The 22,724-nt window shown below is 53.1% G+C and carries 18 protein-coding genes; 11 read left to right on the top strand and 7 right to left on the bottom strand.

Annotated features, from left to right (window positions below):
• Positions 1-156 precede the first annotated feature (156 nt).
• Genes IEY39_RS22480 through IEY39_RS22470 form a run of 3 tightly spaced genes read left to right on the top strand, consistent with a single transcriptional unit; the run spans position 157 to position 4,739 of the window.
• Positions 157-1,674, top strand: a complete 1,518-nt coding sequence (locus tag IEY39_RS22480) for a xylulokinase (protein ID WP_188935935.1) — start codon at positions 157-159, stop codon at positions 1,672-1,674.
• Positions 1,675-1,685: 11 nt separating this feature from the next.
• A complete protein-coding gene (gene xylA / locus IEY39_RS22475; RefSeq protein ID WP_229689031.1) occupies positions 1,686-2,993 on the top strand; it encodes a xylose isomerase in 1,308 nt (435 codons plus the stop codon).
• Between the two features lie 54 nt (positions 2,994-3,047).
• Positions 3,048-4,739 (top strand): sodium:solute symporter family transporter, encoded by a 1,692-nt coding sequence (locus tag IEY39_RS22470; RefSeq protein ID WP_188935931.1) that lies wholly within the window; start codon positions 3,048-3,050, stop codon positions 4,737-4,739.
• 284 nt (positions 4,740-5,023) lie between these two features.
• Here the strand turns inward: IEY39_RS22470 and IEY39_RS22465 are convergent, their stop codons facing one another.
• Complete coding sequence (locus IEY39_RS22465) at positions 5,024-5,194, bottom strand: hypothetical protein (protein ID WP_188935929.1); 171 nt, start codon at positions 5,192-5,194, stop codon at positions 5,024-5,026.
• A 255-nt stretch (positions 5,195-5,449) separates the two neighbouring features.
• Positions 5,450-5,707, bottom strand: a complete 258-nt coding sequence (gene acpP, locus IEY39_RS22460; protein ID WP_188935927.1) for an acyl carrier protein — start codon at positions 5,705-5,707, stop codon at positions 5,450-5,452.
• Positions 5,708-5,840: 133 nt separating this feature from the next.
• Between acpP and IEY39_RS22455 the strand changes: the two genes are divergently transcribed.
• A complete protein-coding gene (locus IEY39_RS22455; protein WP_188935925.1) occupies positions 5,841-8,720 on the top strand; it encodes a DEAD/DEAH box helicase in 2,880 nt (959 codons plus the stop codon).
• Positions 8,721-8,742: 22 nt separating this feature from the next.
• Positions 8,743-9,321: a Crp/Fnr family transcriptional regulator gene (locus IEY39_RS22450; RefSeq protein WP_188935923.1), complete on the top strand. Its 579-nt coding sequence runs from the start codon at positions 8,743-8,745 to the stop codon at positions 9,319-9,321.
• A gap of 34 nt (positions 9,322-9,355) precedes the next feature.
• Here IEY39_RS22450 and IEY39_RS22445 read toward each other — a convergent pair whose 3' ends face one another.
• Entirely contained in the window at positions 9,356-10,327 is a 972-nt protein-coding gene (locus tag IEY39_RS22445) for a GlxA family transcriptional regulator (protein ID WP_188935921.1), read from the bottom strand.
• Positions 10,328-10,436: 109 nt separating this feature from the next.
• Between IEY39_RS22445 and IEY39_RS22440 the strand changes: the two genes are divergently transcribed.
• On the top strand, positions 10,437-11,336 hold the full coding sequence (locus IEY39_RS22440) for an NmrA family NAD(P)-binding protein (protein ID WP_188936874.1): 900 nt from the start codon (positions 10,437-10,439) through the stop codon (positions 11,334-11,336).
• Between the two features lie 458 nt (positions 11,337-11,794).
• Positions 11,795-13,183, top strand: coding sequence for a DUF2147 domain-containing protein (locus IEY39_RS22435; RefSeq protein ID WP_188935919.1), 1,389 nt, complete (start codon positions 11,795-11,797; stop codon positions 13,181-13,183).
• A gap of 39 nt (positions 13,184-13,222) precedes the next feature.
• On the opposite strand, the gene IEY39_RS22430 is transcribed toward IEY39_RS22435, so the two are convergent.
• Positions 13,223-14,077 (bottom strand): CvfB family protein, encoded by an 855-nt coding sequence (locus IEY39_RS22430; protein ID WP_188935917.1) that lies wholly within the window; start codon positions 14,075-14,077, stop codon positions 13,223-13,225.
• Positions 14,078-14,207: 130 nt separating this feature from the next.
• Here IEY39_RS22430 and IEY39_RS22425 point away from each other — a divergent pair, with 130 nt between their 5' ends.
• Together IEY39_RS22425 and IEY39_RS22420 are read left to right on the top strand one after the other, a co-directional pair.
• A complete protein-coding gene (locus tag IEY39_RS22425; RefSeq protein ID WP_188935916.1) occupies positions 14,208-15,437 on the top strand; it encodes a toxin-antitoxin system YwqK family antitoxin in 1,230 nt (409 codons plus the stop codon).
• A 12-nt stretch (positions 15,438-15,449) separates the two neighbouring features.
• Positions 15,450-15,998: a FecR family protein gene (locus IEY39_RS22420; RefSeq protein ID WP_188935914.1), complete on the top strand. Its 549-nt coding sequence runs from the start codon at positions 15,450-15,452 to the stop codon at positions 15,996-15,998.
• 58 nt (positions 15,999-16,056) lie between these two features.
• Here IEY39_RS22420 and IEY39_RS22415 read toward each other — a convergent pair whose 3' ends face one another.
• The 3 genes from IEY39_RS22415 to IEY39_RS22405 all read right to left on the bottom strand — a co-directional run bounded on the left by IEY39_RS22415 (position 16,057) and on the right by IEY39_RS22405 (position 18,335).
• Complete coding sequence (locus IEY39_RS22415; RefSeq protein WP_188935912.1) at positions 16,057-16,755, bottom strand: LytR/AlgR family response regulator transcription factor; 699 nt, start codon at positions 16,753-16,755, stop codon at positions 16,057-16,059.
• Complete coding sequence (locus tag IEY39_RS22410; RefSeq protein WP_188935910.1) at positions 16,752-17,831, bottom strand: sensor histidine kinase; 1,080 nt, start codon at positions 17,829-17,831, stop codon at positions 16,752-16,754. The genes IEY39_RS22415 and IEY39_RS22410 overlap by 4 nt, the downstream gene beginning before the upstream one ends.
• Positions 17,832-17,951: 120 nt before the next feature.
• The gene (locus tag IEY39_RS22405) at positions 17,952-18,335 is read right to left on the bottom strand and encodes a VOC family protein (RefSeq protein WP_188935908.1); all 384 of its coding nucleotides are present in this window, start codon (positions 18,333-18,335) and stop codon (positions 17,952-17,954) included.
• Positions 18,336-18,434: 99 nt separating this feature from the next.
• Here IEY39_RS22405 and IEY39_RS22400 point away from each other — a divergent pair, with 99 nt between their 5' ends.
• Positions 18,435-19,217: an RMD1 family protein gene (locus IEY39_RS22400; protein ID WP_188935906.1), complete on the top strand. Its 783-nt coding sequence runs from the start codon at positions 18,435-18,437 to the stop codon at positions 19,215-19,217.
• A gap of 308 nt (positions 19,218-19,525) precedes the next feature.
• Complete coding sequence (locus IEY39_RS22395; RefSeq protein ID WP_188935904.1) at positions 19,526-22,684, top strand: SusC/RagA family TonB-linked outer membrane protein; 3,159 nt, start codon at positions 19,526-19,528, stop codon at positions 22,682-22,684.
• The last annotated feature ends 40 nt before the right edge of the window (positions 22,685-22,724 follow it).

Below are 22,724 nucleotides of genomic sequence, written 5' to 3'. Positions count from 1 at the left end.
CGGCGGAGCTGGCTTGGTGAGCGTGAGCGCGGTGGGGGCGGGCTGCCGGGTTTAGGGTTTGGAGGTGCGCCTGGTGAGTGCGGTGGGGATAGCGTCTTGGGGGGGCGGATGAGATGGGTGGGGCCGATAAGCCGGAATTAATTAAATGATTGCTGCATGTTGTTATTAGGCATTGACCTGGGTACTTCTTCCATCAAAGTTGCTGTTACGGATGCGCTTACGCACCGGGTGCTGGCTACTGCGCAGTATCCGGATACGGAGGCTGTTATTGTGTCGAAACGACCGGGTTGGGCCGAGCAGTCGCCCGACTTGTGGTGGGAGTATGTGCAGGAGGCGATTCGTCGCGCTCATGCTTTGGGGGACTACGATCCGATGGACATAGGGGCGATCGGCATCGCTTATCAGATGCACGGCCTTGTGCTGGTGGACAAGGAGCAGCGGGTGTTGCGGGATAGCATCATCTGGTGTGATAGCCGTGCAGTGCCTTATGGGGATCGGGCGTTTGCGGCGATCGGTGAGCAGCGGAGCCTGGAGCGGCTGCTGAATTCGCCGGGAAATTTTACGGCGGCGAAACTGGCCTGGGTGAAGGAGAACGAGCCTTTCGTGTATGAACAGATAGATAAGGTGTTGCTGCCGGGCGATTTTATCGCGCTGCGGCTGACGGGTGAGGCGACGACGACCATTTCCGCCTTGTCGGAGGGTATTTTCTGGGATTTTGCTTCCGATACGCTTTCGGATGACGTTTTCCGTTATTTTGGTTTTGATAAAGGGGTTGTGCCATCGGTTCGCCCGGTGTTCGGCGCGCATGGCGGGGTGACCGCGGATGTTGCGGCGGCCCTTGGTTTGAAGAAGGGCATCCCTGTGAGTTACAAGGCCGGGGATCAGCCCAATAATGCATTGTCGCTTAATGTGCTGGAACCCGGTGAGGTGGCGGCTACGGCGGGAACGTCGGGGGTGATCTATGGCGTGAGCGATGCGCTGACCTATGACCCGGGTTCGCGGGTGAACAGTTTTGCGCATGTCAATTATACCGCTGCTTCATCGGAGGCAAGGGGAGTGAGGGTGTCGGAGGTGGGGGTGTCGGAGGCGCGGCGGGTGGGGGTGTTGCTCTGCATCAACGGAACAGGTATCCTGAACCGTTGGGTTCGGGATATTACCGGGGGAGATTATGAAGCGTTGAATGCGGTGGCGAGTGCCGTGGAGCCGGGGAGTGCGGGGTTGAAAGTGCTGCCGTTTGGGAATGGCGCGGAGCGCATTTTTTACAACAAGATCGTGGGGGCGCAGGTGTTGGATGTCGATTTGAATGTGCACAGTGAAGCGCATTTGTACCGGGCGGGCCAGGAAGGGATTGCCTTTGCGTTTCGTTATGGCCTCGATATTATGCGGGGCAGCGGGATGAACCCGGGTATTATCCGGGCGGGGAATGCGAATATGTTCAAAAGCCCGGTTTTTGTCGAAGCGTTTGTCAATACTACGAATGTGCCGGTGGAGCTGTATAACAGCGATGGCAGCATCGGGGCGGCAATTGGTGCGGGTATGGGTGCGGGTATCTACCGGGATGGGCGGGAGGCTTTTGCGGGACTGAAGCCGGTGAAGCTGATCGAGCCTGCCAGGGCCGCGGTGTATGATGAGCTGTATGGAGAATGGAAGGAACATTTATCTTTATTTATATAAAACACATTGTTATGGAATTTTTCAAAGGAATAGGGGCTGTTAAATACGAGGGACCGGGTTCGGACAATCCACTTGCTTATCGTTGGTATGATGCGGACAAGGTTGTGGCCGGAAAGAAGATGAAAGATCATTTGCGGTTTGCGGTTGCCTATTGGCATTCTTTTGTCGGTAATGGCGCGGACCCTTTTGGCGAGCCGACCCATCTCTATCCCTGGAATGAGAAGAGCGATGCGATAGGCAGGGCGAAGGATAAGATGGATGCTGCTTTTGAATTCATCACCAAATTGGGACTGCCTTACTATTGTTTTCATGATGTGGATGTCGTGGATTATACGAATGATGTTACCGACAACGAGAAGCGGTTGCAGACGATGACGGCTTATGCAAAGGAGAAGCAGGCGGCCAGCGGGGTGAAGTTGTTGTGGGGTACGGCGAATCTGTTCTCGAATCGCCGGTATATGAATGGCGCGGCCACCAACCCTGATTTTCATGTGTTGGCGCATGCGGGCGCACAGGTGAAGGCGGCGCTTGACGCGACGATTGCGCTTGGTGGCGAGAACTATGTGTTTTGGGGCGGTCGCGAAGGCTATATGAGCCTGCTGAATACGAATATGAAGCGGGAGCAGGAGCATCTTGCGCGCTTTTTACATACGGCTAAGGATTATGCGCGCAAGCAGGGATTTACCGGCACCTTCTTCATCGAACCTAAACCCTGTGAGCCGACCAAGCACCAGTATGACTATGATTCCGCGACGGTGATCGGTTTTCTGCGGCAGTATGACCTGCTGAAAGACTTCAAGCTGAATATCGAGGTGAACCATGCTACGTTGGCGGGTCATACATTCACCCACGAGCTGCAGGTGGCGGTGGATGCCGGAATGCTGGGTTCGATGGATGCCAACCGGGGGGATTACCAGAATGGCTGGGATACCGATCAGTTCCCGAACAACATCAACGAACTGGTGGAGGCGATGCTGATCATCCTCGAGGGTGGTGGTTTCCAGGGTGGCGGGATCAATTTTGACGCCAAGCGTCGGCGGAACTCTACCGATATGGCAGACCTTTTCTATGCGCATATCGGGGGGATCGATACGTTTGCCCGGGCGCTGCTCGTGGCGGATGCCATTCTCCAGAAATCGGACTATTGGAAGGTGCGCGCGGAGCGGTATGCGTCTTTCGATGGGGGTGATGGGGCAGCGTTCGAGAAGGGAAAACTAAGCCTGGAAGACTTACGGAATTATGCCGTTGCTAACGGCGAGCCGAAAGTGAGCAGCGGACGGCAGGAATATTTGGAGAATCTGATAAATCGCTATATTTAGATTTTGGTAGCCCCTCGCTAGCGCGGGGGGCGTTATAATAATATTATTTGCCATATGCAGATGTTACAACCGCTGGACTATGTCGTTTTCCTCATCTATTTCGTGATCGTTGCGCTTTATGGTTTTTGGATCTACAACCGGAAAAAGGCTGCGCAGACCAATTCCAAAGATTATTTTCTTGCCGAGGGGGCCCTTACCTGGTGGGCTATCGGCGCTTCGCTGATCGCTTCCAACATCTCGGCAGAGCAGATGATCGGGATGAGCGGATCGGGTTTTAAGCTGGGGCTGGCGATCTCGACCTACGAGTGGATGGCGGCGGCGACGCTGCTGATCGTGGCGATCTTTTTTATCCCGGTGTATCTGAAGAACAAGATCTATACGATGCCGCAGTTCCTGCGGCGGCGGTATAACGATACGGTGGCGATGATCATGGCTATTTTCTGGCTGGCATTGTACATCGTGGTGAACCTGATGTCCATCCTTTACCTGGGGGCGCTGGCGGTGAGCAGTATTTCGGGGATCAGTATCTACACTTGTATCATCGCGTTGGCGGTTTTCGCCGTCATCATCACCCTTGGCGGGATGAAGGTGATCGGTTATACGGATGTCATCCAGGTTTTCTTCCTGATCCTGGGCGGGCTTGTGGCTACCTATATAGCTTTGCATTTGTTGGCCGAGAAGTCGGGTCATTCGGGGTTGCTGGAGGGTTTCAAGATCATGACGTCGCAGGCGGGTGACCATTTCCATATGATCTTTAAGAAGGATTCGCCCAATTATGTGAGCCTGCCCGGACTGTCAGTGCTCATTGGCGGGATGTGGATCGTCAATCTCAACTACTGGGGCTGTAACCAGTATATCACCCAGCGGGCGCTTGGGGCCGACCTGCCAACGGCGCGCAGCGGTATCCTCTTTGCGGCTTTTCTGAAGCTGCTGATGCCGGTGATCGTGGTATTGCCGGGTATCGGGGCGTATGTGTTGTACCAGCATGGGATGTTCCATACTACGATGCTGAGTTCTTCGGGAGCGGTGGATGTGAACAAGGCGTATCCCAACCTGATGACCCTGCTGCCTGCGGGTTTCAAGGGGATCGCGTTTGCGGCTTTGACGGCGGCCATCGTCGCTTCGCTGGCGGGTAAGGCCAATAGTATCGCTACGATCTTCACCCTTGATATTTATAAGAAAGCGCTGAAGCCCGATGCAGATGAGAAGCATCTTGTCTCCACGGGGAAGATCGCGGTGGTGGTATCGATGCTCCTGGCGATTCTGCTGTCGCTGGTGATCGGGGAGAAACTGATGGGTGAGGGTAAGCAAGGGTTTACGTATATCCAGGAGTATACGGGCTTTTTCTCGCCGGGTATTCTGGCGATGTTCCTGCTGGGGTTCTTCTGGAAACGGACTACCTCCAATGCGGCGCTTTTTGCGACGATCGGTGGATTTGTCATGAGCTGTATCCTGAAATTCCTGCCGATGTGGGTGAACTTGTCGTGGCTGACGCCGTACGGGTTTTACCAGGCTAACCCGGAGAATCAGGGGAAATATGAGATTCCCTTCATCGACAGGATGGGTTTTGTGTTTGTGTTTTGTTTTATAGGGATGGCGATCATCAACTTCTTTGAGAACCGGCGGGGAGTTGAGAACAAGGGGTTGGTGGTGGATCCGAGTATGTTCAGGGTGAATAAGTCGTTTGCGATTGGCGCGCTGGTAATCTGCGCGCTGCTGATCACGTTGTATACGGTGTATTGGTAAATTCTACCAATGGATATTTTTTGAAGGAAGAAATTCGCAGATGATCAATTCGTCGTCGGATTCCAGGAAAACTATGGTGTATTTTCGTTTATATGGAATGCACTTGTATCCTATCAGTGCTCGTTCAGGGTCCCGGCAGATGGCATGGTTTCTGCGCGAATCGGCCAATTTGATAAGAAAATCGTAGATTCCGTCTGCAAATTTTTCGGCAGTAGACACCAAGCCCTTCGATTCAATATACCATGCTATTTCGGCGATGCTATCAGCGACGGATTCCTTGATGATTATTTCCCTGTGGCCCACTTTCTGATCAACTTTTTGCTATGGGCTCTTGCCTCTTTAATTGTCAATGTTTTTTCTGGCCGTGCCTTCAAAGCAGCCTTTTTTTGCAGCGCATGATAGCTTTCCGCAGGTACAACCACATAGGATTTATTTTCAATAATAACGGTATTCATTTTCTAGCAATTTGAACGAATATACAAAATTGCTCACAGAAGGAGAAACGACAATTTTGGGCTGGTAGGGCGCGCGTTAGGGATCGCAGTGGAAAGCCCGGAGGCCGAGTTGTTAAACGAGGCCGAGGACTTGGAACGAAGAGCCCGACCCGCCGCCTCGCTTTGGTTTGCGGCGGCGGGGAACGCCCGGGTATTATTTACAGCACTCTTTTTTACGGATGAAGATGGCTTTTAATATGCGTATGATGACCCGCATCAGTGGGCGTGTTGGGTGATATATTCGATGACGGAGCCGACGGTGGTAAGCTTTTCGGCGTCTTCGTCACTTATTTTTATGCCGAATTCTTTTTCGAGCGCCATAAATGTTTCGAGCACATCGAGGGAGTCGAGGCCGAGATCGGTGTGGAAGTTGGCGGTGTCGGCCATGGCGCTTTCGTCGATGCCTAATTTTTCGTGGAAGATTGTTTTCACCTTCGAGGTGATGGTGGATTGCTTGCTTACTACAGAGTTCATAACATTAAATTTTTACGGTTAGCTGGCAAGGGCAATCTGGGTACAAATATACTACAACGATTTGTTATTATTTTTGTGTTCGGCCTGAATGATTTTTTTTGGGCCGTTGACAATTAATTAACAAAAAGCAAAATTGGAGCCATCAAAGAAGACCGTCATTTTGCCCAGGGAACTGACTACGGGTATTTTATTGAATTTCAACCAGGAAAAAAGGGGAGGACTTGCCCTCGAGCTGCTGTTGGTGATGGAGAAGAAAGAGGGGCGGAGTTATCAGCGGATCCCGCTGACGGGAGGTCATTACAAAGCTTATTTGCAGGGGTTGCCGGCGCCGGTGGCCGCGGTGGTGCGCCGGGCGGCGGATGAAGCGCTTATCGAGCAGTTGGTGCGGAGCGGATTTGGCTGGCTGCGGGATACGGAAAAGCCTTTTGAGCTGCTGGATGATCGACATTATACCTTGCTGCGCCAGTGGATGGCGGATGTTCTGCAGGCGCTGAAGCCATTGGCGCCGGCGATGAAGTATTTCTTCTACCTGCCGCCGGGTGAGGCGTATCATTCCACGGCGATTCGCCCGGCTTCTCTAAGTACCGCCACCCCAGGCTTGCAGTTTCGCCTGGAGAAAGAGACGGGAATGCTGCATTTGCGGGTGATGGTGGTCGTGGGTAGCGGCATTTTTCCTTTGGCTGATTTTCAACAATGGCCTTATTTCCTCAAAAGCGGTAATGAGTTCTTCCTGTTGAAGAAGGAAGACCGGGAGGTGCTGGAGCAGCATCGGGCTGGGGAGCTGGAGGCGCGAGAAGAGGGGATGCCGCGGTTTATGGCGACGGTGGTGCGGCCGCTTGCGGAACATTATCCGGTGAATATGGATGCCGTGATCCGAATGGAGCGGATCGAAGAGTTGCCTTCCGGCCGGGTGTATGTAAGTGAGCTGAATGAGAATTTTTTGATGATAAGGCCCAAGTGGCTGTATGCTGATCTGGAGGTGGAGGATGATGAAGATCTGGAGACAAGGGTGGAGCAAGAGGACCGGGTGTTGGTGGTTGCCCGTCGAAAAGAGGAAGAGGCGAGGCTGATGGAGGCGCTTCGGGAATTGCATCCGAAGTTCGGCAGCCAGAGCAACGGGTATTTCTACCTGAATTTTAAGGAGGCGTTGGAGAAGAGCTGGTTTCTGCGGTTCTATCAGCGGATGCAGGAGATGGATATCCCGGTGCTGGGGATGAATTTTTTGCGGAAGTTCAAGTACAATACGAACGTTCCTACGTTCGAGATGGTGGCGGGCAGGGGGATCGACTGGTTCGATCTTTCGATAAGGGTGAGTTATGGCGAGCTTGTCGTGCCATTGGCGGAGTTGCGTAAGGCTATTTTGGGGCGGCAGGAGTATATCCTGTTGTCGGATGGGAGCTTGGGGATGTTGCCGAAGGAGTGGCTGGACAAGTATTCGTTGCTGCTGCGGATGGGGCAGTTGCGGGAGGGTGGAGTCAGGCTACCGGCGCTGCACTGGACGATATTGGCTGAGGCGGGTGGGGGTTCGGCGGATGAGGCGTTGGAGCGGGAGCTGGAAGAGAAGAAGCGGAGGTGGGCTTCGCTCGATACGGGGAGGGAGTGGTTGGTGCCGGCTGCCGTTAAGGCAACGTTGCGGGATTACCAGTTGGCCGGGTTTCATTGGATGTGCCTGCTGGATGAGATGGGCTGGGGTGGCTGCCTGGCGGATGATATGGGGCTGGGAAAGACTTTACAGACGTTGAGCTTTTTACAGCACGTTGTGGAGCGGTACCCGGAGGAAACGCATTTGGTGGTGTGCCCGACGTCGTTACTTTATAATTGGGAAGGGGAGCTTCGCAAGTTTGTACCGGGGCTGGACTATTACCTGCACTATGGAGCCGACAGGGAATTGGATGAGGAGCGGTTTCGGCGGGCGCATATTATCATTACCAGCTATGGGATGGTGCGCAATGATATCGAGCATTTTTCGCGGTGGCGGTTTGGATATGTTATCCTCGATGAGAGTCAGGCGATAAAGAACCCGGGTTCTCAGGTGCGTAAGGCGATTCAACAGCTGCAGGCGCGTAACCGGCTGGCGCTGAGCGGGACGCCGGTGCAGAATAATACGTTCGACTTGTATGCACAGATGGATTTCCTTAACCCGGGGATGTTGGGAAGCGCGGATTTTTTCCGGGCGGAGTTTGCCGGGCCGATCGACCGGAACGGGGACAGGGAAGCGGCTTTGCGGCTGCGTAAGCTGATCTATCCTTTTATCCTGCGCCGGACGAAGGAGCAGGTGGCGCGCGATCTGCCCGACAAGACGGAGATGATCCTTTGGTGCCAGATGGGAGAAGAGCAGCGGAAGATCTATGACAGCCATAAGGACCATTACCGGGAGAGCCTGCTCGAACGGATTGCTTCAGCCGGGATGGGAAAGAGTAGTATCTATATCCTGGAGGGTTTGACGAAGCTGCGGCAAATATGTGACAGCCCGGCGTTGCTTGCCGATCCGTTTCCGAATGTGAGTGTGAAGCTGGAGGAGCTGGTGCGGGAGATAACGGAGAATACGGGTAACCATAAGTGCCTGGTGTTCTCACAGTTTACGTCGATGCTGGGGTTGATCCGGGGGGCGTTGGAGGAGATGGGGGTGCCGTATTTGTACCTGGACGGGGGTGTGGCGGCGGAACAGCGGCGGGAGTCGGTGCAGCGGTTTCAGGAGGAAGAGGGGATGCGGGTGTTTCTGATCAGCCTGAAGGCCGGGGGTGTGGGGTTGACGCTGACGGCGGCGGATTATGTGTACCTTGTCGATCCGTGGTGGAATCCTGCCGCAGAGCAGCAGGCCATCGACCGGAGTCACCGGATCGGGCAGGTGAAGAAGGTGTTTGCGTACCGGATGATCTGTAAGGATACGGTGGAGGAGAAGATATTGCAGCTGCAGGAGAAGAAGCGCAGCCTTGCGGCGGACCTGGTGGCCGATGAGGCGGGGTTTGTGAAGCAGCTGACGAGTGAGGATGTGGCGTATTTGTTTAGTTGAGCGCTGGCGTAAATTATTTTCTATGTACGATAGGGTGACGGAATATATCAGGCGGAGGGTGGTCGTGTCCGATGAGGCGCTGGGGAGGGCGTTTCTTTTTAGCAGGGAGGTTCGATTTGCTAAGGGGGAGGTTATCCTGCGGGCTGGGGAGTATTGCTCCTTCATCGGGTTCTTGAATTCGGGGCTTATTATGGTGACGCTGCATGATGATTTGGGGAAGGAGGTGATTTGTAATTTTTGTTTTGAGAATGAGTTCTTTACCTATGTGGAGAGTATCAACGACAATATTCCTTCCCATAAGAATTTTGTCGCACTGGAGGATTGTTCGGTGTTGCTATTGAACAAGAGCCAGCTGCCGGATGTGTTTGCCATCCATCCGGCCTTTGAGACGTTGTTCAACCGGGTGATATTGGAGGACTTGCACCGGATGATGTTGTATGCGCAGGAGAAGCAGATGCAGTCGGCGGAGGAGCGGTATGTGAAGATGATGGTTACGCATCCTGAGCTGTTGGAGCGGGTGCCGCTGAAGTTTATTGCGGGTTACCTGGGGGTAGCGGCGCCGAGTTTGAGCAGGATGAGGAAGAGGCTGGCGGGGAAATGAGCCTCTGCTTGAGTTTTTGCTGCCGGGAACCGTTTTAATTCTTACTAAACTTCATTTTATATTCTACCGGGGTGAGCCCCGTTATTTTCTTAAAAGTCGTCCTGAAAGCCTTCATATCCGTATACCCGACGGCATACATCACCTCTTTGATATTTTTCCTGCTCGCTTCAAGGCTCCTTTTTGCCGCTTCGATCCTGACCCGTTGTATATATTCTACCGGGGCGTTTTTGGTGGCTTTTTTAAATCTCCGGATAAAGGTCCCCCTGCTCATGCTGCATTTATCGGCCAGAGAATCCACCGATATTTTCTCTTCAATATTATTTTCAATGAATTCCTGCACACTTCTTATTTCTTCATCATCGTGCCTCTTTTGGCCCTTGAAAATGATGTAAGGCGACTGGGAGTTTCGCTCGATCTCGATCTGCAACACTTTTGCGCAATACAGGGCTACCTCCCTCCCGTTATATTTTTCCACCAGGTACAGCACGAGGTTCAAGCACGAAATAGCGCCGCCCGCGGTATAAAGCCCCTTGCAGTCGGTAATGATCTTGTCGGTACGCAATTTCAGGTCCGGGAACATTTTCCTGAACGAATCCCCGGCCTTCCAGTGGGTAGAACATTCCTTGCCTTTCAGGAGGCCGGTCGCCGCCAACAAAAAGGTCCCGGTGCATAAGCTGGCTATCTCCGCCCCCTCCTTGTACTGGTCGATCATCCACGCGATCGCCTGGCTGCTCCCTGCAATGGCATAGTCGTCCTTGTCATGAAAACCGGGTATCAGGATCAAATCGGTTTTCCGGATGTCGGAAATGTTTTTTATCGTGTTGATCGTAAAATGGGCATTCAGTAGGCTTTGGTTTATATCCTGCCCCACAATTTGTACATCGTAATAATCGGGCTTTCCCGAATTGGCATAGAACTCATTTGCCTTTTCAAAGATCTCTATAGCCGTAAACAAGGAGCTCGGCTTTAGCATGCCCTCCGTTAATAAAATGCTGACTTGCTTCATGGGGGTAAAGTTAGGGCGCAAATGAAACAAATCACCCCTTAAGTTGTAAAATTCACACCCCATTGGTGGTATTTTCATGCCATACCTTTGTAAAAACAAAACAATGGAAATGTCAAATGATGTCAAATCAAAAGCAAAGATCCTGGTTACCGGCGCCACCGGCCTCAGCGGATCATTGGTAATCAAGGAATTCATCAGGCAGAGCATTCCTGTTAAGGCGCTCGTCAGAAATCGCGAAAAGGCACGCTGGTTTGAGGGCCACCCGAATGTGGAAATAGTGGAAGGGAATATGCTTCAGCCGGGTAGCTTGCATAAGGCCTTCGAGGGCGTGGAAAAAGCGCTATTGCTATCTTCGGCCTTTGAAAAAATGGTGGAAACACAGGAGACATTTATCGATGCCGCTAAAATGGCCGGCATACCGCATGTCGTCAAGTATTCCGGGGCAGCGGCAGGCATAGGGTTCAAGACATACAATTTTAAGCCCGGGCTCGACCATGAAAAAATAGAAGATTACCTGATCGACTCAGGGCTAAAATGGACCATCGTCCGGCCTAGCCAATTCATGCAGCTGTACCTGCCCGGCACGCATTCAGGCGTCAACATGCAGCAGCATGCATTGATGCTCCCGATAGGGGACGCAATGGAAACTCCCGTCGCTATCGAAGACGTGGCCAAGGCCTGTGTGGCCATCCTTAGTCAGCCGGGGCACGACAAAAAATATTACGAGATGACAGGGCCAGATGCCATGACGATGTATGAAGCCGCTGAGATCATCTCGAATGTGATCGGTAAAAAGATAAGCTATATGCCTATCGGCTTCGTCGAGTACCACGAGCTGCTGACCAAACTGGGCATATCACCGGCAGGGATCGAAATCCTGAACCAACTATCGAAAGGAAGAATGAGGTGCACCGAGTCTTATGTCAAGCTCGACACCCACAGGCGATTGGGCATAAGACCAACCAGTTTCGCTGAATTTATCTATAAATATAGTTCGGCGTTTAACTAAAGGTGCGCTTTTTCGTTATGGTGGCAGGACATTCGCGGGTGGGAAGGGGAGGGGGTGTTTTTGGAAAAAATTTCCTTACTTACATGTAAGTAGAATGTGGGGGTGCGTTAGGGACATCCGAACGCCAGTGAAGGCATCCGAGTGAAGCGAAGGATGCGAGCGAGAGGCCGCAACGGTGTTGCGGGCCGAAGCTCTAACGAGGAGAAGCGAGGGCTCGGAGCTTCGACGAAGTTCTGCGGCAGCCCGGAGCCCGAGTTGTTAAGCGGGGGCGAGGACTATAGTACAACCTAGCGTCAGCGGTTGCGACCGAGGAGAAGCGAGTGCCCGGAGCTTCGACGAAGGTCTGCCCGGCCCGGCGCTTCGCTTTGGTTTGCGGCGCCGGGGAACGTCCAGAAATTAACCGGGGTTAACGATTTTTTGGGGTGGGGCGAGTAAATTTGGTCTATTAAACCACTGATATGAGCTGGCCAACCTTTTTCCGATCGCTGCTGGATGTTGCCGACAAATATTATATCATCGCCGGGATTGCTTTCCTGGTGTTTTATGTCCTGTTGAGGAAGCGGATAACGTGGAAGAAGATACAGACGAAGTTTCCCGCGAGGAAGGATTATGTGCGGGAGATAGTTTTCTCTACCATTTCGATCGTGATCTTTGCGCTGCCGCCGCTGTTGCTGGTGGAGAATGACAGCCTGCGGCCGCATACGACTTATTATGCCGATGTTTCCCGGTATGGGTGGGGGTATTTCTTTGCTGCCTTTCCGCTGATGCTGGTAATACACGACGCTTACTTTTACTGGATGCACCGGTTGATCCATCACCCGCGGCTGTTCAAGCTGTTTCATCTTGTCCATCACCGGAGCGTGAATCCTTCACCGTGGGCGGCGTATGCCTTCCACCCACTGGAGGCTGTACTGGAATCGCTGATCTTTGTTATCTTTCTTTTTACGCTGCCGATAAACGGGTGGCATTTGTTTGCGTTTTTTGTGATCAGCCTTGTATACAATGTATACGGCCACCTGGGGTTCGAGTTGTATCCTGCTTCCTTTAGCCGGAACTGGCTGGGGAAGTGGATCAATACTTCGGTGAGTCATAATCTGCACCACCGATATTTCAAGGGTAACTATGGATTGTATTTTCTTTTTTGGGACCGGATGATGGGGACGCTGCGGAAGGACTATGATGAGTCGTTTGCGGAAGCAACCGAGCCTCTCGAGCGAAGGTTGCGAACGGGTCCGAGCGAAAGAGAAGGACCCGACCGAGGAGGAACGTGGCGAAGCAGTTCCGACGAAGGCCGAAGCGAGGGCCCGGAGCTTCGACGAAGTTCTGGGCGGAAGGCCGGCGTGGCGGGGACTGGTGAGGCGCGGGAGACGAGCGTGGTGGGGCAGGCTGCGCGCAGTGGAAGTGTGGAGCGGCAGGGATGGATGGGGTTGTTGTTGGTGGTGGGGGTGGTGGCTACCGGGCCGGTGAAGCCGGATGATGTGACGGGGGTGTGGATGACGCATGGGGATAGGCCGGCGAAGATTCAGATCTATCGCAGCGGCGATCAGTATTTTGGGAAGATAGTGTATCTGCAGTTTCCTAATGAAGATAACGGGAAGCCGAGGGTAGATAAGAATAACCCGGATGAGCGGCTTCGGAGCCGGCCTTTGCTAGGGCTGGGGTTGCTGAGCGGGTTCAAGTTCGATGAGGATGAGTGGAACGGGGGGAAGATCTATGATCCGCAGAGTGGGAAGACGTATAGTTGTACGATGTCGTTGAAAGATATGAATACATTGAAGGTGCGGGGATATGTGGGGATATCGCTGCTGGGGCGGACGGAGGTGTGGACGCGGACGGTGGGGCCGTAAGATGGGGCGGGGGTCGGAGTCAGCGGTGGGGTGAGGTGATCAGGGTGTTATGAGGCTGATGCCGGTGTCGGTGATGAGGATCTTTTTTTCCTTGTAGAGCCGGCCGGTGGTCATTTTGAAGGTCTTTTTGCTCATGCCGAAGAAGGCATAGATGGCTTCAGGGTCGGATTTGTCATGATAGGGCAGCCGGCCCTTATTTTCTTTCAGGAGGCGGATGATCTTTGCGGCGGCGTCTTCGGTACGTTCGTAACCGGGTTTGCCGGCGACGACGTCGATCTCGGTTTCGCCGGAGGCGGCGCGATCGGGCGGGACGATGTTCTTTATAAAGCCGGGGAAGCGGTCGCCGGACTTTACGTCGCGGAAGATCTCGTTGAAGTGAAGGACGCCGGTGTGCCGGTTGTTTATGATCACGAGATAGCCGATGTCGGTGCGGCGGTATACGGTGAGGTCGACGAGGTCTTTTTCCTTAAGGGTGATGTCTGCGTTGCTGAGAAAGGGTTCTATTTTCTCCGTGGCGGCGAGCCGGCCAGTTTGTTCGTCGAGGTAGATCTTTACGAGATAGTCGCCGCCGAGTCTCATGCCGCTGAGCTGTTTCGATTTGGGGACAAAGAGGTCTTTCATGAGTCCCCAGTCGAGGAAGGCGCCCTGGGGGGTGAGACTGACGACGCGGAGCAGGACGATGTCGCCGAGGATGCCTTTGGGGTGTTGGGTGGTGGCAATGAGGCGGTCTTCACTGTCATGATAGAGGAAGACGGTGAGTTCGTCGCCCGGTTTTGCGTTTTTGGGAACAAAACGTTTGGGCAGGAGAATGCCATCTTTGCCGTCCTCCAGGATGAGGCCGAAGGCGAGCTGCTTTCTTACCGTTAGTGTGTTGTATTCACCGACGCGGATCATGGGGGTAAAGGTAAGGCAATTGGGCGGGATAAGGTCAGGGTAGGACTTAGAGGTCAGATTACGATTATATACCGAGATAGCTTATCTTGGTCTTTGATGTGACCTAGCTTTTGTAAATTATCTGCTAATAATGAAAACGACTGGATTCCTTGGTAGCCTTACTCTATGTCTTTTGTTCATCTCTTCGCTGTCAGGCAAGGTGGATGGAACGATTCAAAATAAGATGAAGCCGGTTGATTCCACCGTCATCCCGGCCGACTCGCTTTTCTTTTGCAGACAACTGGCTTTTGTAGATGGGGATAATATCTTTTTCTATCTGAATCAATATGCCTCAAGATTGTCCGACCGTAGCTGTGCAGTGTTCTATCGTCAGGCAAGGATCAATAAATACTATCAATTGGATGGGCCGGCTACGGATCATTATGTAGCAAATGACGCTCTGGCAGCCACTCTCCAGTATAAGGCCGGGCAATTGGATGGACCTTGCGTGTTCTATTACAAGAATGGACATATCCGGGAGGATGGCGCGTACATAAAAAATGAGAAGAAAGGCATTTGGGTTTACTATTATGAGAATGGTCAAAAGGCCAAGACCATCAACTTTACGGATTCAGGGACATTCCTACTGGAATACTTCACGGAAAATGGGCACGCCCTGGTGAGGAATGGCAACGGGCATTTTAAAGGCAAAGTGCTGTTTGGTACGGCTACGAGCCCCCAGGAGTGCGATATGGAGGGTGATGTCAAAGACGGCTTGCAGGAGGGTGAGTGGAAGATGTACAACAAGTATCTCAGCGGACCTGCCAATATCGAAATATTCTTTAACGGTCGGTTTGAAAAGGGGCGTTCGTATTCGCTTACAGGCACACGCGATTATTACGAGGAGTATTTCTGCCGGTTCGAAAATTTACCCCTGTATAAAGGCCTGGACCAATATACGCAGGACGACTTTTGCGAGGCGTACGGGAAACGCATGAGAGGATCACCTTTTACGAGATCGGAACACATTCTCGCTGAGATTGACCAGGGAATCAAAAATATCCTAAAACGGCGCAACTACAGTGACTATAGCGGATGGATATTTGCAGATATGAAATTCGATAAGGACGGGAAGATCGGGAAAACATGCGTTCGACTGTTTGAAAAGAACGATGCATTCGAGAAGGATATCTATTCCTTGCTGGATCATCTTGAAAAAGAGGAACCGATCAGGCTGAACGATGTGAAGATAAAGTACGAGAAGATCTGCGTCATTCTGGTGGAATCCAATGAGGTCGTAATTCCGGAGGCGTTGTTGATGAAACAAAGGGTACACCTCACACGTAAAGAAACCGATAGCGGTGATTCAAATGTTCATTAACTGTTGAATGCTATGCGAACAATACGACACGGTTTGGTCTATTCGACTCTGGTGATGGGTCTGGTGGTTGCGGCCTGTCATGGGAGACAGGGAAGTGCTTTGGGTGAAGGAACTTCTTTTCATGTCGGGGCGGGCTATCCGAGGACGTTCGGCCTGCCGGATGGCAGTACTGTGGTGTTGAACCCGGGGACAAGCGTTTTTGTGGCGAAGGGGTTTGGCAAGGATAACCGGGAGATACAGCTGGATGGAGAGGCGGTGTTCGAGGTGGTGGGGATGCCGGGGAGACCTTTTATCGTTCATACCCGTGACCTGATGGTCGAGGTGCTGGACAGCGCGGGGGGCGGTGCGCGGTTTCATGCGGATGCGTACCGGTCCAAACCGGGGGAGGAGGTCGATCTGCTGGAGGGCCGGTTACGGGCAACGAAGTCGTATCATTCCGACACGGATAATGAGCCGGAGACGCTTGGGGCGGGGGAGATGGTGATGATCAATCATGATATCGATTTGATGGAGAAGGAGAAGTTGAGTCCGGCTGAGTTGGAGAAGTTGAAGGAGAAGTAGGGGCGCCACGGCGGAGGCGGGTGATCAGGAGGCCGGGGCAGTGGGGGGCCGGGGTGGGTCAGCGGCTGAAGTGTTTGAAGAAGGCGGCTTCGTAGTTGTTGCCGATGGGGAGGTCGCGGCCGTTGATGGAGACGGTTTTGTTGCGAACGTTGTCAATGCGGCGGAGGGAGATAATATAGGAGCGGTGGATACGGATGAAATCGGTGGGGGGTAGCATGCCGATGAGGCCTTTCATGGTCATGCGAACGGTGAGCGGGGGTTTGTTTTCCTGGTATATTTTTAAATAGTCGTCTGCGGCTTCGATGAAGAGGATGCCGGCGGTGTTGATGCGAATGAGGCTGTAGTCCGAGCGGATGAGCAGGGCTTCGGAATATTGCCCCTGGTTCTGCTGGGTGCTGCGGAAGGCGAGGTAATCGGCGGCCTTGTTCACGGCCTGTTGAAACCGTTGGAAGGTGAATGGTTTTAGCAGGTAGTCGATGGCGTTGAGGTTGAAGCCTTCTACCGCATATTCGCTATGGGCCGTCGTAAAGATGGCAAGGGTGGATGGGCCGATGGTCTTGTAGAGTTCGAGCCCCGACTGGGAAGGCATATGGATGTCGAGGAAGAGCAGGTCGACGGGCGATTGTTGCAGGTAGCCCAGCGCTTCGGCGGGCCGGCGAAAGGTCCGCTCGAGGGTGATGGTATCCGTCCGGTCGCAAAAATTCTCGATCACTTTTAAGGCCGGCGCTTCGTCGTCTATTGCGATGGCTTTGATCATGTCAGGTGCAAAGTTAGCAAAACATGGAAATCATCTGCGTTGTCTTCGATGGATAAGGTGTATTGCGCGGGATAGAGGATGCCCAGGCGCTGGCGGGTGTTGTTGATGCCAAGACCTGCCGGTCCGGTAGGGAGCAGCTTGGGGGCTACCTTCCTGTTGGTGACCGCCAGTCGTAACTCTTTTTCCCCAATGTCTATACGGATGCGGATGGCGGAGGGTTGTTCGGGGTTGATCCCATGTTTAAAGGCGTTTTCCACAAAGGGGATGAGCAGGAGTGGCGCAATGGTCTTTCCTTCGGGCTGGCCGGTGACGGTGAAGTCGAGTTGGAGGGTGTCTTCGTCTTCGAAGCGGGTTTGCTGTAATTCGATATAATCGGTGAGATAGGTGATCTCCTGTTCGAGGGGGACCCGGTTTTGGCCGGCTTCGAGCAGGACATAGCGCATCATCGAAGAGAGTTTGACGACGGCGCCTGCGGTTCGGTCGGATCGTTCGAGGGCGAGGGCGTAAATGCTATTGAGGATATTAAAAAGAAAGTGGGGGTTGATCTGGGCTTTCAGATAGGCGAGTTCGGCGTGGAGCTTTTCTTCTTCGGCGTGCCGCCAGCGATCGCGGATCTTCAGCAGCAGGGCCAGGAAGAGGACGACGAGGAAGAGAAAGAGGTATTGGCTGATGTCGCGGAAGATGGGGCGCCCGTGTGGATGGTCGATAGGGGGCGGGGAGTATTCGGGCCTGTTGGGTGCGGCGGTGTGGGGTGGAGTATTGTTGAATCCGGGGCGGGGTAAGGGGGAGATGGGGGCGAGTAAAAGGGGCATGAAAGTGAGCAGCCCGAAGCAAAGGAGGTTGAACAAGGCGAAGGCCAGGTAACGCCGGGTGAAATAGTAAGCAGGGATGAGCAGGAAGTAATTGGCGTAAAAGACACCCAGCACGAGTACATAGATGAGGAGTTCGCGCCGGGTGGGCGGGTTGGACAGATAAGATTTGAGGGGTAAGGATTCGGGTGAGAAGAGAATGGGCAGGGACAGGAACAGCACGCATCCGGCGAGGTGGAGAAAAAGAGGGTGTATGCGGCCTGTCATGCCGTAAAGCTAACCGATTTGCGGGAAATTGCCGATCGGTTAGCGTGTTTGGTGGAGGATGGGGGGACGGGGGGACGGTGGAGAAGGACGGGGGACGGTGGAGATTTTATGTGATGAGGGCTATTCGTGTTCGGCGAAGGTGAGGACGTAATTATTGTTATCCAGGATGGAGAATTCGGTGGCGCCGTAGAAGGTCTTTTCCAGGCCCTGGAGGATGGTGACCTTGTCCTTGATGCTATCGAAGAAAGCGCGGATGTTCTCCAGGTTTATATAGAGCAGCAGGGAGCCGCCGTCGGCGGTGCGGCTGATGGCCGGCAGGGTGTCGCCCAGGCTTTCGATGGTTTGGAACATCATCGTGACCTTGCCATTGGTCATCATGGCCCAGACAAAATCGCCTTCGCCGGGTTGGGGGACGGACATGGTGAGCTGAAAGCCAAGGTTGCGATAGAAGTCGAGCGTAGCGTTGATGTCTTTTACGAAGATGTTGGGAGCAAGGGATTGCATGGTTGTTGGTTTTGGGGCCAATATACTAAAATAGTTAGTCAATATGGTAATTATTTTAGTATTTTATTTTGGAGGGCAGATCGCTTACCTTGAAGGTCTATGCTGTACGTTGTGTCTTACCAAATAGCTGACAGTATCGACGTAAGGGCGTTCAGGTCAAGCTATAAAGAGGGCATTCACCACTACGATGCCGACGAGCTGTTTTATAAGACCGGGGAAGAGGCCTTTGTCTATGTCTTCAAATACGGGGTGGTTTGTTTCCTTAATTATAATGAGGCGGAGCGGGAGGCTTTTTTGCAACGGATCGCTCCATTTTGCAAGAACAGCTTCGAGCTGAAGTTGAGCGAAGAGTTCGAGGTGGAGACGAATGCGCGGGAGAATAAGTTCGGGTACAATAAGATAGAGATCGTGCAGCCGGATATCGAGGTGTTTCGGCTGATCATGTTGAATGTGAGCCAGTCGGTGTCACTGGATTATTTTGCGGAGTTGACGAACGTGCTCCTGGAGGAAACGAACAGTCATACGAACAGCCTGGAGCGGAAGGGGCGGCTGGATATCACGGGGAAGTCGCTGAAGCAGTATATAGGTAAGACGTTGAACCTAAAGAATCGTATTTCGGAGAACCTGTATATTTTCGACTCGCCGCCCGAGACCTGGGAGGATGAGAACCTTAACCGGATAGACGTGGGGCTCAAGCGAACGTTCGACCTGCAGGAGCGCTACCGGGATGTGCGGGAGGGGCTGGAGATTATTAAAGAGAATCTGGAGTTGTTTAAAGATCTGCTGCAGTATAGGAACAGTACGTTTTTAGAGTGGATCATTATTGTGCTGGTGTTTTTGGAGGTGTTGAACCTGCTGATCGATAAGATCTTTAAGGTGTAGGGGGGTGGCTCGCGCGGGGAGGGCCATGAGGGGTGATGGGGTGAAGCGGGTGAGGGTGATGAGGCGGGTGAGGGTGATGAGGCGGGCGGGGGAATGATGGGGCGAGGCGGGGCCCCCTGGGGCGGGGGAATGGTGGGGTGAGGCTTACAAATGCATTATATTTTCAATTTTTTAATATGTTTTTAAGGATTTGGGATACAGGTTGTTAGTTTGGCGTGCGCGCCAGATTTCGGGGATATTTCTTATACAAACCGAATATAACTTTTATGCCTCTGCGCCAATTTGTTGTTTCGTCCTAAATACTGTTTATGACAAAACAACGATTGCTGTGCAAAATGCTACTTGGCATTTTTTCACTCTTCTTCTTTTATGCCCGGGCGCAGGACAGGAGGTTATCCGGGACAGTCACCGATGATAAGGGTGTTGCACTGGTGGGTGCGACGGTAAAAGTTAAAGGCAGTGCTGCCGCCGTGACGACGGATGCGGGCGGGAGGTTTTCCCTGCGGGTGCCTGCTGCGGGGGCGGTGCTGGAGGTTTCCTATGTGGGATTTGAAACGCAATTAGTGAGACCTGGCACCAGGGTGGAGCTGACTGTTGCGATGGCGCCCGGCAGGTCGAACCTGAACGAGGTGGTAGTAGTGGGGTATGGCACCCAGAAACGCAAGGATGTGACGGGGAGTCTCGCGTCGGTGAGCGGATCGGCCATCAAGGAGCAGCCGGTGACCAGTCTGACAGCGGCGTTGCAGGGTAGGGCAGCGGGGGTGGAGGTGATCAATAATTCCGGTGAGCCGGGCGCCTCGACTCCGGAGATCATTATCAGGGGACTTTCTTCGCTGCACCAGCCGGCGCCTTTATACATCGTCGACGGGGTGCGGGTGCCGGGGGACAATATCAATATCCAGGACGTTGCCACGGTGGACATCCTCAAGGATGCCAGTGCGGCAGCTATCTATGGGTCGGCCGCCGCAGGCGGCGTTATCCTCATCACGACGAAGCGGGGGGCAGGCGCGAAGCCGGTGGTCAATTTCAATATGCGCTATGGCGTCACCCATCCCAAGCTGGTGACTGATCTGCTGCGCAAGGATGACTATATGAAGCTCGAGAATGTTATCAATCCCTCCTATTTCAAGGGGGCGGCACATACGGATACGCTGGCCAATACGGACTGGGTGCATGCTTTGTATGGAAATGCGTATGAACAGAACTATAACCTGTCGGTGTCAGGGTCCACGCCGGCGGTGAACTACCTTTTTTCGGGTTTCTACAATGCGCAGAAGGGGATATTTGTCCGCAACTATTCGAATATCGGCGGAGCGCGGATCAACACAGATTATAAGCTGGGCAATTGGATCAAGGTGGGCGAGCAGATCGCTTTTTCGCAACGGAAGACGGCGCCGCTGGTGGGGGATGAAGCGCAGCTGCATAATGCGCCGTTCCGTACTTCGCCTGTTATCCCGATACGTAACGAGGATGGAACGTGGGGCACTGTGCCGCCTGGTTATGGGATCCAGTTCGGGGCGCCCAATCCTTATGGGGCGGCAGAATCGGCTACGGCGATTGATTTCCAGAATAACTTCCAGGGGAATGTGTATGCGGAGATAAAACTGCCTTTGCATTTGAATTTCAGGACGACGCATGGATATTCCTACTATTTGGAAACCATGGATTTTTACCAGTCGCCGTTCAATTTCGGGGCGGTGGTGAATTCGACGAACGCGTTGAATAAGTTGTATGTCCAGAGCGGTCAGTTGCTGGATAACTATGTGCTGACGTACGAGCAGGAGTTCGGTAAGCATACGATCAATGCGGTGGCGGGTTATGAGCAGATAACGACGAAGTTCAATAACCTTAACGCGACGGTGTCGGCCAATGGGCTACCGGATTATTCGATCATCACGACGTCGCAGTCGACGACGACGGCTACGGGGAGTTATGATGGGAATGGACTGATCAAGTCGGAGTTTGGGCGGATCAATTATAACTATGACAAGCGGTATTATCTGTCGGGCAGCATCCGGCAGGATGCGAATTTTACTGTCTTTGGACCGAATAAACAGCGTGGGGTGTTTGCGGCGGGTTCGGCGGGCTGGACGATCAGTGATGAGGCTTTCTTCGCGGGTGCGCTGCCGGTGGTGAACCTGCTGAAGTTGCGCGGCAGCTATGGGACGCTGGGCAACAGTAATGTTCCGGCATACACGTTTGCATCGTTCTATGGGCCCTATTCCGGGATAGCGGGTTTTGGGAACACCTCGGTGAACGCCGCGAATTTCGCTCCGGGCGCCCCTTTGTATATCGGGTCTTCCATCAACACGCTCGCCAATCCCAACCTGCACTGGGAGACGGTGAAGGAGACGAATATCGGCCTGGATGGAGAGTTGCTGAAGGGCAGGATCTATTTCAGTGTGGAATGGTATAACAAGACGACGCAGGACATGTTGTATGCCCTGCCGCTGCCGCTGAACTCGGGTTTTTCTTCGCCGTTCTTTACCAATATCGGCAGTGTCAGCAGCAAGGGGGTCGATGTGCTCGCGGGGTATCGTGACAAGGCGGGCGAGCTGGGGTATGATGTGAGTGTGACGGCGGGTTTCAATACGAACAAGGTGACCAATCTCGACGGGATTGCGACGGATGCGTTATACGACGGCTACAATTATTACAACAATGGCAATGAGGGGTATGGGGTGATGGCTAACCAGCCGATAACGATTACCAGGAACGGGCTGCCCTTCGGGTCTTTTTATGGATATAAGGCGATCGGGATGTTCAAGACCGATGCAGAGGCGGCGGCGAGTGCGCAGCCCAATGCGCATGCGGGCGATCTGATCTTTGCGCATGATACCAAGAATGGCGCTACGCTGAGTTCGAAGGATCAGCAGGTGATCGGCAATCCCAATCCCAAACTGGTGTACGGGGTCAATATCCGGCTTACCTATAAGGGTTTCGATGCGGCGTTGCTGTTCAACGGCGTGGCTGGTGTCGATCTGTTCAATGGGGTGAAGGCTTATGAGTTGTATCCTTTTACGGGTGATGCGAATGTGACGACGAAGGCGTTGAACGATTCGTATTTCGGCGGCAATGGACTGACTTCGCAGCCGCGGATGGGGGTTGTAGGTGCAGGTGGGACGTTTGTGTATGATCCGAATGGCAATTATACTAAGGTGAACAGTTATTTCGTCGAGAGCGGCAGTTATGTGAAGCTGAAGAATGTGCAGGTGGGGTATACGTTCTCGGATGCGTTGTTGCAGAAGGCCAGTATCAAGAGTGCGCGGCTTTTTGTGATGGCGAATAATTTGTTTGTGCTTACGCACTATTCGGGGCTGGATCCGGAGGTGGGTAGCGGGTTTTCGCATGCTTCACTTAGCGGTTATGTAGGCAATTCTGTTGGGGTGACGACGCGGGGGTTGGATGGGGTGTCGCAGTATCCGCAGACGAGGATCTATTCGGCGGGTGTGGATTTTAATTTTTAAACTATTCGCCCTGGCCGGTAGGCCGGGGAAGTATAAAATA

Origin of the sequence: Puia dinghuensis (assembly GCF_014642875.1) — a bacterium.
Classification (GTDB): domain Bacteria; phylum Bacteroidota; class Bacteroidia; order Chitinophagales; family Chitinophagaceae; genus Puia; species Puia dinghuensis.
Note: the sequence above shows the minus strand (reverse complement) of the source record. Positions and strands in the feature narration are given on the sequence as shown.

What these genes read in the sequence shown, in the direction of transcription:
- IEY39_RS22435 (WP_188935919.1), top strand. Translation starts at nt 11,795, where the DNA reads ATGAGCTGGCCAACCTTTTTCCGATCGCTGCTGGATGTTGCCGACAAA.
- IEY39_RS22410 (WP_188935910.1), bottom strand. Translation starts at nt 17,831, where the DNA reads ATGACAGGCCGCATACACCCTCTTTTTCTCCACCTCGCCGGATGCGTG.
- IEY39_RS22420 (WP_188935914.1), top strand. Translation starts at nt 15,450, where the DNA reads ATGCGAACAATACGACACGGTTTGGTCTATTCGACTCTGGTGATGGGT.
- IEY39_RS22465 (WP_188935929.1), bottom strand. Translation starts at nt 5,194, where the DNA reads ATGAATACCGTTATTATTGAAAATAAATCCTATGTGGTTGTACCTGCG.
- IEY39_RS22405 (WP_188935908.1), bottom strand. Translation starts at nt 18,335, where the DNA reads ATGCAATCCCTTGCTCCCAACATCTTCGTAAAAGACATCAACGCTACG.
- IEY39_RS22450 (WP_188935923.1), top strand. Translation starts at nt 8,743, where the DNA reads ATGTACGATAGGGTGACGGAATATATCAGGCGGAGGGTGGTCGTGTCC.
- IEY39_RS22445 (WP_188935921.1), bottom strand. Translation starts at nt 10,327, where the DNA reads ATGAAGCAAGTCAGCATTTTATTAACGGAGGGCATGCTAAAGCCGAGC.
- acpP (WP_188935927.1), bottom strand. Translation starts at nt 5,707, where the DNA reads ATGAACTCTGTAGTAAGCAAGCAATCCACCATCACCTCGAAGGTGAAA.
- IEY39_RS22440 (WP_188936874.1), top strand. Translation starts at nt 10,437, where the DNA reads ATGTCAAATGATGTCAAATCAAAAGCAAAGATCCTGGTTACCGGCGCC.
- IEY39_RS22425 (WP_188935916.1), top strand. Translation starts at nt 14,208, where the DNA reads ATGAAAACGACTGGATTCCTTGGTAGCCTTACTCTATGTCTTTTGTTC.
- IEY39_RS22470 (WP_188935931.1), top strand. Translation starts at nt 3,048, where the DNA reads ATGCAGATGTTACAACCGCTGGACTATGTCGTTTTCCTCATCTATTTC.
- xylA (WP_229689031.1), top strand. Translation starts at nt 1,686, where the DNA reads ATGGAATTTTTCAAAGGAATAGGGGCTGTTAAATACGAGGGACCGGGT.
- IEY39_RS22395 (WP_188935904.1), top strand. Translation starts at nt 19,526, where the DNA reads ATGACAAAACAACGATTGCTGTGCAAAATGCTACTTGGCATTTTTTCA.
- IEY39_RS22430 (WP_188935917.1), bottom strand. Translation starts at nt 14,077, where the DNA reads ATGATCCGCGTCGGTGAATACAACACACTAACGGTAAGAAAGCAGCTC.
- IEY39_RS22400 (WP_188935906.1), top strand. Translation starts at nt 18,435, where the DNA reads ATGCTGTACGTTGTGTCTTACCAAATAGCTGACAGTATCGACGTAAGG.
- IEY39_RS22415 (WP_188935912.1), bottom strand. Translation starts at nt 16,755, where the DNA reads ATGATCAAAGCCATCGCAATAGACGACGAAGCGCCGGCCTTAAAAGTG.
- IEY39_RS22480 (WP_188935935.1), top strand. Translation starts at nt 157, where the DNA reads ATGTTGTTATTAGGCATTGACCTGGGTACTTCTTCCATCAAAGTTGCT.